General features: G+C 72.7%; 7 protein-coding genes. All 7 read right to left on the reverse strand.

What is annotated here, in order from left to right; translation table 11 throughout:
* Positions 1–5: 5 nt before the first annotated feature.
* Positions 6–1,376 (reverse strand): DUF58 domain-containing protein, encoded by a 1,371-nt coding sequence (locus tag WYM_RS15425; RefSeq protein WP_019181742.1) that lies wholly within the window; start codon positions 1,374–1,376, stop codon positions 6–8.
* Positions 1,373–2,338, reverse strand: a complete 966-nt coding sequence (locus WYM_RS15430) for an AAA family ATPase (protein ID WP_019181743.1) — start codon at positions 2,336–2,338, stop codon at positions 1,373–1,375. The genes WYM_RS15425 and WYM_RS15430 overlap by 4 nt, the downstream gene beginning before the upstream one ends.
* Positions 2,339–2,400: 62 nt before the next feature.
* Complete coding sequence (locus tag WYM_RS20470) at positions 2,401–8,460, reverse strand: Ig-like domain-containing protein (RefSeq protein ID WP_237739435.1); 6,060 nt, start codon at positions 8,458–8,460, stop codon at positions 2,401–2,403.
* On the reverse strand, positions 8,460–9,596 hold the full coding sequence (locus WYM_RS15440) for a serine/threonine-protein kinase (RefSeq protein WP_019181744.1): 1,137 nt from the start codon (positions 9,594–9,596) through the stop codon (positions 8,460–8,462). The genes WYM_RS20470 and WYM_RS15440 overlap by 1 nt, the downstream gene beginning before the upstream one ends.
* 138 nt (positions 9,597–9,734) lie before the next feature.
* Positions 9,735–10,391, reverse strand: a complete 657-nt coding sequence (locus tag WYM_RS15445; RefSeq protein WP_019181745.1) for a hypothetical protein — start codon at positions 10,389–10,391, stop codon at positions 9,735–9,737.
* Between the two features lie 57 nt (positions 10,392–10,448).
* Complete coding sequence (locus WYM_RS15450; protein ID WP_019181746.1) at positions 10,449–11,021, reverse strand: hypothetical protein; 573 nt, start codon at positions 11,019–11,021, stop codon at positions 10,449–10,451.
* Positions 11,022–11,763 (reverse strand): hypothetical protein (locus WYM_RS22010; protein WP_019181747.1); only part of this gene is annotated, 742 nt, incomplete at its 5' end.

Here is an 11,763-nt window from a genome sequence, read left to right on the forward strand (position 1 = left end):
CCGGCTCACGACGTCGCCCCCCGCAACAGCAGGCCCGACAGGTCCTCGAGCGTGCCGACGGTCAGCACCGTCAGTCCCGACAGCGGCTGCATGCGCGGGTGCGCGCGCTCGTCGCAGATGACACCCACGACGGCGGTGCCGGCGGGGAAGGAGACCGCCGCCTGCTGCAGCCGGGTGAGCGGCACGCGGGAGCCGACCACGACGAACGCGATCGACAGACGGTCGCCCGACTCGCCGGTGAGGCGGCACACCTCCCCGACAGCCATCGTGCTCTCGAGCAGGTCGAGCTCGCTGAAGCCGTCCAGCATCGGGCGCGGCGCCACGGCGGGCACGTTGCGAACGGCACGGAGCCGGCCCCGGACCACCCGGGGGATCTCGGAGCCGGTGACGATCGCGACATCTCGCGCGTCGTGCACGGCACGCAGGCCCAGTGACGCGGCACACGAGACGGCGAGCTCGAACTCGTCGGCGTCGGCGTATTCGGCCTCGGCGATCGCGAGCACCACGGCCATGCGTGAGCGGCGCGACTCCTCGTACTGGCGCACCATGAGGCGCCCGGTCTTGGCCGTCGAGCGCCAGTGGATCTGTCGCCGGGAATCCCCGGGGACGTACTCGCGGATGGCGTGGAACGACATGTCGGCATCGACCAGGCGCCGCGTCGGGCTGCCTTCGAGGTCGCGGATGAGGCCGGCGCTCGTCGACGGCAGCAGCGTCGTGCGCGGGTGGACGAACACCTCGTGCACGTCATCGAACGCGTGCTCACGGCGCAGCAGGCCGACGGGGTCGCTGCGCACGGTCGTGGCCGGCCCGACGGTGACGACTCCGCGTCGCAGCCCCGGGATCTCGAGCGGCTGCGCGACGGTGTGGCCCGGTCGCAGCAGCGGAACCCCGAACTCGACGAGACCCTGGCCGACGGGGATGTCGATGCGCCCTGGCAGGGCGATGCGGCGCCCCTCATTGCGCACCACGATCTCGCCGGTGACGCCGTCGCCCGCCACCACCCTCTCGTGGGCGAGACTCAGGCCGACGTCGTACGAGCGGGCGCCGAAGAGGAATGGCACCGAGGCGAGCAGCAGGAGAACGGATGCCGCACCGGCGACCATCCACTCCACCCAGCCGAATGCGATCCCGAGCACCAGCCCCGCGGTCGCCGCCACGGCGACGAGGGCGCCGGCGGGCCGGACGGTGCGCGATGCCCATTCCGCTGCGGCGGCGATGCCGGAACCGGTCGCCCGCCATGCGTCGGTCCACCACACCGCGGCCCGCACCAGCGCGCCGCTGCGAGCGGACGTGACGCTCGTCGCGGTCGCATGCGTGCGCCCGGTCACCCCCGTGGGCTGACCGGTGCGGGTGATCCGCGATTCGGTGAGGCTCATACCGCCTCGCGGCGGGCGGGCGGTGCCACGTCGAGGAGCACCTGACCGACGACCGTCTCCTGGGTGACGCCGTCGAACTCGGCCTCGGGGTGCAGGATCAGGCGGTGCGAGAGCACCGGCACGGCGAGCGCCTTCACGTCGTCGGGCGTCGCGTAGGTGCGTCCCTGCGACGCCGCACGGGTGCGGGCGGCCTTGGAGAGGGCGAGCGCGCCACGGATGCTGACGCCCAGGCGCACCTCGTCGGCCGCACGCGTGGCGTCCACCAGGCGGGCGATGTAGTCGAGCACGAGCGCGTCGACGTAGACCTGGGCGGCGAGGTCGGCCATGCCGACGAGGGCCTGCGGCGTGATGATCGGCGCGAGCTCGGCGGTGGCGACGGCGGCGCCGTCGAGGATGCGGACGGTTGCGGCATGGTCGGGGTAGCCCAGGGAGGTGCGCATCATGAAGCGATCGAGCTGCGCCTCGGGCAGGCGGTAGGTGCCGGCCTGCTCGACGGGGTTCTGGGTCGCCAGCACGAGGAACGGCACGCCGACCGCGCGCGAGACGCCGTCGATCGTGACGCGTCCCTCCTCCATGACCTCCAGCAGCGCGGACTGGGTCTTCGGGCTTGCCCGGTTGATCTCATCGGCGAGCACGATGTTGGCGAAGATCGGGCCCGCGTGGAACTCGAACACGCCCTCCTTCTGGTCGTAGACGCTCAGGCCGGTGATGTCGCTGGGCAGCAGGTCGGGGGTGAACTGGATGCGCGTGTTGGTGCCCTGCACCGACTGGCCCATGGCGCGGGCGAGCGAGGTCTTGCCGGTGCCGGGGACGTCTTCGAGCAGCACGTGACCGTCGCTGAGCATCGCGGTGAGGACGAGCTCGACCACGTGGCGCTTGCCCAGCACGGCACGCTCGACGTTGTCGGCGATCTGCCCGAACGTCTGGGCGAACCAGTCGGCCTGATCCTGCGTGATGGTCATGTCGTGTCCTCTTGCTGCGGTGCGGTCGTGCGGGCGGGGGAAGGTGCGGACGGATGCCGGGGTCAGGGGCCGGGCGGTGCGCCCGAGCTGCAGTCGAAGCCGCCGAGGGTCTGGGTCGCAGCATCCAGGTTCCAGGCGGCGTTCCACGAGACCGTCACCGCGACGCCCTCGACCCGCGCCGCGCCGGCGGGCACGGTCCACGATCCCGCGGTGTACGGCAGCACGGTGCCGGCGGCATCGGTGAAGCGGATCCCGGCATCCGACCAGTCCACGGCCGCGTCGCCGTTGCTGGACTGCGAGCCGCGCTGAAGAGTGGCGCCGGGGACGCAGGCGTCGATCGACCAGCGCGCCTGCACCTGGTACGGGGCGCTGCCGGGCGCCGGGGTGACGAGGGCGCGCGCCGTCTCGTTGCCCCACACGCGGTGCCGGTAGAACACGTTGATCTGCGGGTCCCGGTCGTAGACGGCGGTGCCCCGGTCCCATCCCTCGAAGAAGAGCTGGTTGTTGCGCGGCGGCTCCTCGGCCGAGTCCGGTTCCGCCGTGATGCGCCACCGCGCCTGCTGGCCCTCGATCACCGGCCGACGGTCGACGACGAACGTGTAGCCGCTCGGCGCCGCCCCGCTCTGCGTCGCGCGGACGGTGGCCTCGGTGCTGGCAGAGCCGAAGACGTCGTCGCGGTACCAGGACTCCACGCACACGAAGAACTCGTACTCCTCGCCGTCTTCGAGTCCCGGGAACGAGGCCCGCTCGCCTCCCGCCGCGGGATCGCAGCGGGCGCGGTCCTGGCGCGCAACGATGCCGTAGCGCAGCTCGGAGTTCGTGCCGTTCGGCTGAGCGGTGGCCACGGCATCCACCGTCGTGAGCCCGTCGCCGGTCGATCGCGCCGTGAGCGACAGCGACACGTTCTGCGGCGCGCCGACGCCGTTGGCGTTGACCGTGACCGCCTCGCCGGAGGGCCGGCCACCGAGACCCGGCGGGAGCGAGTACCGCGAGTAGGGAGTGATGGTCACCGGAGTCGACGCGTTCGAGCCGACGCGGAAGCTGCGCACCTGGATGCTCTCGTCATTCCGGCCGATCGGGATGCGCATGGTCTCGCCGGCAGCGCTCGCGATCTCGATGGTGCCGGTCTCACCCGTGTCGATGCCGTCGATCGCGAGCGAGATGACGCCGCCCTGGCCGTCGGTGCGCACGGGTGCCCACGTGACGCCCGACGGCGTCCCCGGGGTGTCGTACGCCCAGGCGACCGTCCGAACGCTGCCCCGCGACTCGCCGACGCCGTTCACCGCCCACGCGTCGTAGGTGCGCTGCTCGCCGTTGGGCGCCGGGATCGCCGGGCACACGCCGTCCGCCGAGCAGCGAGCGACCTCCTGGCCCCCGGAGCGGATGACGAATCCGCCGAGCGAGGGATACGCCTGCCGCGCCTCGCCGGGATCGACGCGCAGGTTCACGGTGCCGTCGGCATAGCCGGTCTGAACGAGGCTCGCGGGGGTCTTCGGGTAGCCGAGCAGATCCAGCAGCACGCGGCCGTCGCGCTCGGAGTTGGTGACCCGGCCCTGGGCGTCGCGCACCGAGAAGCTCGCGGTGCAGGTCGCGCCCGGCGCATCCGCCGTCCAGGACGCCGTCACGCTGGTGGGCGACGCGACGCGGAAGCTGACTCCGACGCACGCGCCGGTCGGCCGCACGCCGACGACCTCCAGCGGCGTGCGCGGCAGCGGATTCACCTCGCCGCGGGCGCCGACGACGGAGATGGCGCACGACGAGCCGGAGTTCTGAGAGCACTGCTGCACCGCGTCGCCGCCCTGCGGCAGCGTCGAGGGGGCCGCGCCCACCCGCAGGATGAGGCGCGCGGGAGCGACCGAGGGATGACTGGTGACCGAGACGATCGCCGCCTCTTCGGACCCCGGCATCGCGCGGTCGGCGCCGGTGACCGTGACCTGCGAGCCCTGCTGCGAGACCTCGAACGCCCCGCCGCCGTGCTCGACCTGATACTGGATGCCGTCCCAGTCCTCGCGCCCCAGCTGCCAGTCCGTCATATCGCGCAGGTCGAACGACGCCGTCTCGCCCGGACCTACGGCGATCGACGCGGGGCGCAGCTCCGGCTGCGGATCGCGCGGCTGCACGATGATCGGCACCGAGAGCACGGTCCAGTCCTCTGCGCCCTCGATCCGCACCGGCACCTGGCACGCGTCGACCCACGGCGCACCGGCACCCGCGTCGTACCGCACCGTCGTGCCCGACTCGACCGCGCAGGCCGCCTCGGCGCGCGCGCCCGACGCCCTCACCTCGGCGCCGACCTCGAGGCGGCTGCCGCGGGGCTTGGCGACGAGGTCACCCATGTCGAAGGTGGTCGACTCGAGTTCGGGGACCTCGGCGGATGCTGCACCCGCCCGCAGCGACAGCGCGAGGTCGTCGTCGCCCGGGACCTTGAGGAAGCCGTAGGTGGTGACCGTCCCCGGCGCCTCGCCGTCGGGCGATCCCGCTTCCGCGTCGCTCGCCCCTGCGGTGGCGACGCCGGTCACTGCGAACGGGATGAGCCGCGTCGTCGAGGGCAGCTCGCCGCGCAGCCGGACGCCGTCCACCTCGACGTCGTCGGGCTCGCCCCACAGCGACACCTCGAGGTCCGAGACGTCGCCGCCCGACCACATCACCTTGCCGCCCAGGACGTCGACGCCGCGCGGGAAGTCCTCGCGGGATTCGACGGTGAGGATCGTGTCGGCGACGATCGGGTAGTCGGGGACGCTCTCGCGCACGACCTCGACCACGATCAGTCCGCGACCGGTGTTGCCGGAGGTGGACTCGACGTCGTACAGGAACGACATCGTCGTGGGCTCGGGGCCCGCTTCGAGCACGACCGTCGCGTCGTCCACGTCGGCGATCCGCTCGTCGAGCGTCGCGTACGCGGGGTTCTCGCTGCCGTCGACGAGCGTCGTCGGCGCGTCGGGGCGGATGTCGGTGACCCGCAGCGTGCCCATCGTCGGATCGACGTCGTTCGAGAGCGGGCTGACACGGATCGTGTTGCCCTCGCCGGCCTGCACCTGCACATAGTCGGTGAAGGTCACCGGGCTGGGGTTGGCCTGCCCGTCGAGCACGCCCACGCGCACGGTGCCGACCGCGGACTCGCCGAAGGCATCCACGACGCGATAGCGGAACGAGGCCTGACCGCTGTCTCCGGGCACGCTCGTGTAGACGATCGACGTGCCGTCCGCCGAGATGGTCGCCGCGCCGCGCTCGGGCTGGTCCTCGATGCGGTCGAGCGTGACGACGTCGCCATCGGGGTCCATCCCGAATCCGTCGAAGTCGATCAGCGCCGACTGCCCGGTGAGCACCCGGCCCTCGAGCGTGTCGGCGGTCGGAGCGCGGTTCGCGTCGTCGTCGATGACCCGCACCTGCACCTTCGCGGTGTCGGCCAGGGCCGGCGCACCGGTCGTGAACACGGCGTAGTCGATCGCGTACTCCCCCGGCTCGTCGGGGGCGAGGTAGCGCAGCACGTCACCCGAGGCGAACGCGAGCGCGGCATCGGACGACGAGGTCACCCGCGACGGGTCGAGCGTCGGGCGACCGCCCGCGGGCGAGAAGTCGTTCTCGAGCACCGGCACGTCGATCTGGGCGCCCGCGCGCACCACGATGGTGTCGTCGACCGCGATCGGGGCGAGCTCGGGCGCCGGCGGCAGCAGGTACACCGTGGCCTCGCCGACCACGCGCGCGCCGTCGTCCTCGGTCCCGTCGCTCACGACGTACGACACCGTGCCGAGACGCCCGGGGGCGCCGTCGGCGGTCGTGCCCGACACGCGGAGGTGGTTCTGCCCGACGGCGTCGACGGTGAGGCTGGCTCCGGCATCCGCCGAGCCGACGACATCGCTCAGCAGCAGCACGCGACGCGTCGGGTTCGAGACCGCGTCGAAGACGTCGAGCGTGGCGTCCTGCTGCGGGTGCACGAACGCGACGATCGGCGACGTCGCCAGCTGCGCCGGCGCGTCGGCGGGGAGAAGGGTGATCCGCGCCGTGCCGACGGCGGTGGTCGCGGCATCCTTCACCGTGAAATCGACCCGGAAGGTGCCGGGCTCGCGCGCGGTGAAGTCGAACGAGGTCGAGCCGCCCACGACGGTCGCGGTCGCGGCCGCATCGTCGAGCACGCGCACCGAGTCGAGGGAGAGGGTGCCGGCCGTTCCGGTGACGTGCTCGGCGACGTCGACGGTGATGCTGGACGAGACGGTGTCGGTCACCGCGAAGGACTGCACGGCCAGCTGCGGCTGCGGCGAGACTTTGACCACGAGCGACTTCACGGTCGACTGGCCCTGCGTGTCGGCGACGGTCACCGCGAGCTCGATCAGCTCTTCGCCCCCGTCGCCCGCGTCGCTGTGCTGGTAGACCACCTCGCCGCCGGGCGTCGCGGCGACGCTGCCCTGCCCGGTGACGTTCTGAACGGCGAGCAGGAGCAGCGGGTCGCCCTCGGGGTCGACCCACCCCGGAAGCACCGGCACGGTGACCGTGCCGCCGCGGGCGACCTCGGGCTCGGGCCACTCCACGAGGCAGCGTTCGACGCCGCACCATTCCGGCGCGGAGCCCGCCGACGGCGGCGCGACGCTCACCGTCACCGTGGTGGGCTCGGACCGCAGCCCGTTCTCGGCGGTGCCGTCGGTCACGGCGTAGGAGAATGACGCCGACCCGGTCGCGCCGGGCTGCACCCGCACGGCGAGGCGCTGGCCGTCGTCGGTGACCGTCACGGCGCCGAAGCCGGGATCCAGCCCGCTGACGGACTGCGGGTCGATCGTCAGCACGTCCTCGTTCGGGTCGTGGTCGTTCATGAGCACCGGAAGGGTGGCGAGGCTGCCGGCGCGCGCTCCGAAGGCGTCGGGCTCGGCGATGGGCGGCTTGGGATCGAGGACGACCTCGAGCTGCTCGGCGCTGGGCACCGCGTCGGGATCGGTCCGGTCATCGAGCGACCAGTCCTGGCTCGAGGCGATCAGCGACCCCCCGGGCACCGACCACGCCCAGCCCGAGCGGGTCTCGTTGAGGATCATCGCCGCGTCGGTCGCGACGAAGATCGGCCGCCGCTGGTCGGGCATCGTCTCGGAGCCGTAGTCGAGGGGGATCGTCCCCTCGTCCGAACGCCAGAGGGTGCCGCCGGTGTCGCCCTGCGGCAGCCACGCGGCGTACATGTCTCCACCGTGCGGCTGCGGCTGCGCGGGCGTGCCGAGCACCCCGCCGGTGGCGTCTCCGACCGGGACCTCGACCTCGGATCCGTCGACGGGCACGCGGACGAGCGAGGTCTCGTCGGCGAGGTACACCGCCGACCCGGCGGCGTCCGGGGCGCTCACCACGACGGCTCCCGTCGTCGGTGCCGGGGTGACGGCATCCGCTCCCCGCAGCCAGACGTCGCCGTCCTCGACATCCACGACGGCCCACGTGTCGCCGGCCGCCGAGATCGCCGGGTCCGCGATCCCCTCGACGTCGAGCGGGTCGCGGCCGCGCATCGACGCCTCGCCGATGTTCCATCGCAGCACCGAGCCGTCGGCTTCCGAGTAGCTGAACAGGATGCCGCGCTCATCCACCGCGATCGCATCGGCCGAGTACTGCGGCGCATCCTCGTCGTCAGAGGGGAACGGGTCGAGCTGAGCTGCGGAATCGTCCGACAGCCTCCCCGCGTACACGGCGCCGGCATCGGTCAGGTAGGCCACATAGTCGCCCGACGTGGCGACGTCGACGGTGCCCCCGGGTGTCGGGGCCGAGGACTCGAGCGCCTCTTCGTCGAGATCGCCCGGCCGCGACTCGTCGATGCGCGTGACCTTGCTGAAGCTGTCGGTGAAGACGTAGGCCGCGTCGCCCGTCTGCACCACCTGGTCGGGATTGCTGATGTTGCGGACGGTGTCGAGCTCGCCGACGGCGGTGTTCACGCGTGCATATCGGAGGCCGTCGCCGGTCTGCAGCGCCCACACCGAGGTGTCGACGTCGGGCGTCTCCTGGGCGTCGAGGCCGGGCCAGGCCACGCTCACCCCGATGACGAGGGCCACCGCTGCTCCCGTGGCGATGAGGCCCGCGATCGTGCCGCGGCGTATCCCGCCGGTCTTCACGGCGCTCGCCGCACCGCGGCCGCCCGCGGGACCGGGAACGGGCGCGGCCATCACAGCACCCCGGTCAGCAGGAGAGTGGTCACGACGGCCACCGCCCCGATGACCAGGCCCGCACCCACCCCGGCGATCCACGGAACGGCACTGCGGCGCCGTGTGACCGGGGCCGAGATGTCGGTGTCTTCATCTCGGGCGAGGGCGGCCACGCCGGTGCCGGCGCGCACCTTGCGCGTGGTGTCGCGGTCGATGCGCGATCGTGCCGGACCGCGCAGGGCGGTGTCGCTGAAGTCGACGGGGGCGGATGCCGGAGACCACTCGACGTCGGGGATCTCGAGCGGCGTCGGGTGCTGGCCGAGCTCGGCCTGAACCTCGCGCAGCGCCTCGCCGAACGCCCGGGCCGACGGCTGCCGCCGCCCGGGGTCGCGGCTCATGGCGGTGGCCAGCACCTGCTGCAGCGACAGCGGCACGTCGGCGCGAGGGATCTCGGTATAGGAGGCGCGGGCGATGCGCCGGCGCAGCAGCTCTTTGGTGTTCTGGCCCCGCTCGCGCCGTTCGAACGGGCTGTGCCCGGCCAGCAGCGAGTAGACGGTGGCACCGAGACTCCACACCTCGCTCGTGACGGTGCCGGCGGTCTGCTCGGCGACGACCTCGGGCGCACTCCACGGGATCGACATGGCGAGCACCTCGTCGGCGGTCTTGCGCAGCAGCGACGACGAGATGCCGAAGTCGGCGAGCACCGGTGTGCCGAAGGTCGTGACGAGGATGTTGCTCGGCTTGACATCGCGGTGCACGAGGCCCGCGCGGTGCGCCGACTCGAGCGCACTGGCCATGCGCACCCCGATGGTCAGCACCTCTTCGACGGGAAGGCGCTCCACGCGGTAGCGCTGCGCGAGCGAGCCGGGGCAGTACTCCATCACGATGTACGGGCGGCCGTCGGCCGAGATGCTGGCCTGGTACACCGTGACGATCGATGGGTGAGCCGACAGGTGGGCCAGGACGTCGGCCTCGGCGTTGAACATGCGTCGCAGCTCGGGGTCGCGCACGTCGCTGGGCATGACCTTCACCGCGACGTTGCGCCGGGGCATGTCCTGCTCGTAGAGGAAGACATCGGCGAAGCCGCCCGAGCCGAGCGGGCGGATGTAAGCGAGTCCGGGCAGGATCGGAGGGGCTGATGGGAGCCGCGTGCCCATGTCATCTCCCCCTGCCGACGATGGCCCGGGGGCCGATGCCGAAACCACGCCTGCCGAAGCCCGGCAGCAAACCTCGTAATGCTAACAAAGCCGCCTGCGAATTCCGGCGCCACCGGGGCCGTCTGTGCACAACGCCCGTCAGGGCTCGCGCGGATCATGCGGGTCGAACGGGGCGTCGAGCGACCGCGTCAGATCCGCCAGCATCGCCTCGATCTGCGGCTCGACGAACTCCGAGACGGCGGCCTGGATGCGCAGGCGATGGTGAAGCAGGATCGTGCACACCTCGCGGCCGATCATATTGGCGTAGTCGTCGGCCAGCCCGACCTCCTGACGCAGCGCCGCCTTGGCCTCTTCCGAGAGCGGCGGCAGGTCGGGAATGCCCACCGCGGCCTCCTCGGCGAGGCCAGAGATGGTGAACAGGAACGGCGCCCCCGGCACCGGATCGGGATCGAGGGGAAGGCCCTCGAACTCGGGGTCGAGGCCCTCCGTCGGGCGATAGCTGCGGGCGCGGTTGCGCGCCGCCTGCTGGTCGAGCTCGGCCTGGAGCATCGGCAGGTTCAGCGAGGTGTACTCCGCCACGGCCCGGTCGACGATCGTCTTGATGCGGGTCGAGAGGCCGTGCTGCACTCCGTGGGGAACATCAGAGCCGAGGCCCGCCGACGACAGCACCGGGGACCCGAAGCAGCGCCGGCACGGGGCCACCCTGCCGCGGTGCGTGGCGGGTTCCCAGCGCGGCAGCCACGCCAGCCAGGCGTCCACGGCCTGGCTGACCTGGGTCTCGATCGACCGCTCCACGGGTCCACGGTAGTACGCGCCGACCGCTCGCGCCCGGATTCCGCCGCCGACGAGGGTTTACTCGTCGAACTCGTCCTCCCACGGCCAGCGCGGCCGCCGGGCGCGGGTGCGGACGAGCGCGATGCCCGACCATGCGCAGACGAATGCGGCGACGGCGACGGCGAGACCGAACCACGACGTCGCCAGGCGTGCCGCGACGCCGGTCGCGACGCCGAGTTCGGCGCCGGTGAGCAGGGCGGCGATCCAGACCCCGCCGATGTAGGCCGCGAACGTCGCGGCGGTCGTCCACGCAGCACCCCCGTACGACGGATGCCTCGGCTCGGCGCCGCTCGCCGGGCGCCGGGTGGCGGCATCCCCCACGCCGTCCGTCGCGGTCGGCACCGCGGCATCCGCTCCCCCGGCCCGGCCGATCGCCGCCCACAGCCCGCCGGCGAATGCGAGCGTGGCCAGCACGACGCCGGAGGCCCCGGGGATCTGCCCGAGTCCCGGTGTCGCGATGACGTCCTCGCCGGTGGCGAGACTCGTCATGCCGAGCGCGAAGATGACGAGCGCGACGAAGCCGATCGTCGCGAACGCGAGCGCCGTGAGCGGGCGGACCGATCCGCCCTCACGCTCCGGCGCCCCCGTCATCTAGGCCCGGACGAGCTGCGGCCCGGCCTCCAGCGTGCGCTCGTACTCGCGCTGCGCCTCGACGTTCAGCTCGGTGACCCGCTTGCCGCGCGCGGCGACCCACGCGCCGAACCAGATCGTGAGCTCGCGCCCGATCACGAAGGCCGCGATGGCCAGCGGTGCCAGCAGCTCGGTCTCGACGAGCTCGGCGCCCTCGCGGGCGGTGAGCATCCAGAACGGCGCCTGGAAGAGCGCGCCGAGGATGTGCCCGACGTATGCGGCGATGCCGACGAAGAGCCCGAAGATCACCCACGCGCCCCAGCGGCCGCGGTTGATGATGGCGCCGAGCAGCCAGAAGGCGAGGAAGAACACCATCACGGGCACCCACAGCGACCACGTGCCGAGCGTCTCGAGAGCGGTCGTCGCCACGTTCTCACCGGTCACGTCGCCCGAGAGCGCACCGAAGCCGATCCACGCGGCGAAGTAGAGCACGGCGAACGCGAGGGCGGCCAGCAGTCCGATGGCGCCCGCCGCGGCACGGTTGCCGCGCGGATTGGGCGCTTCGGGCGCCTGCACGAAGATCGGCTGCGGCGCGTACGCCGTCGCGGCCGTGGCCTGCTCGGTGCGGTCGACCACGGGCTCGCTCGGAGTGACCGCGGGTGCGGCCGCGGCGGCGGCCGAAGGCGAGTCGTTCGACGCGTAGACGGCGGTGTCGGAGGGGGTGCTGCGGTAGTCGAGGGCCGCCGCTTCGGGCGAATCCCAC

The sequence above is a fragment of the Microbacterium yannicii PS01 genome, assembly GCF_000304335.1.
In the GTDB taxonomy this organism is placed as follows: Bacteria; Actinomycetota; Actinomycetes; order Actinomycetales; family Microbacteriaceae; genus Microbacterium; species Microbacterium yannicii_A.

What these genes read in the sequence shown, in the direction of transcription:
- WYM_RS15425 (WP_019181742.1), bottom strand. Translation starts at nt 1,376, where the DNA reads ATGAGCCTCACCGAATCGCGGATCACCCGCACCGGTCAGCCCACGGGG.
- WYM_RS15430 (WP_019181743.1), bottom strand. Translation starts at nt 2,338, where the DNA reads ATGACCATCACGCAGGATCAGGCCGACTGGTTCGCCCAGACGTTCGGG.
- WYM_RS20470 (WP_237739435.1), bottom strand. Translation starts at nt 8,460, where the DNA reads ATGGCCGCGCCCGTTCCCGGTCCCGCGGGCGGCCGCGGTGCGGCGAGC.
- WYM_RS15440 (WP_019181744.1), bottom strand. Translation starts at nt 9,596, where the DNA reads ATGGGCACGCGGCTCCCATCAGCCCCTCCGATCCTGCCCGGACTCGCT.
- WYM_RS15450 (WP_019181746.1), bottom strand. Translation starts at nt 11,021, where the DNA reads ATGACGGGGGCGCCGGAGCGTGAGGGCGGATCGGTCCGCCCGCTCACG.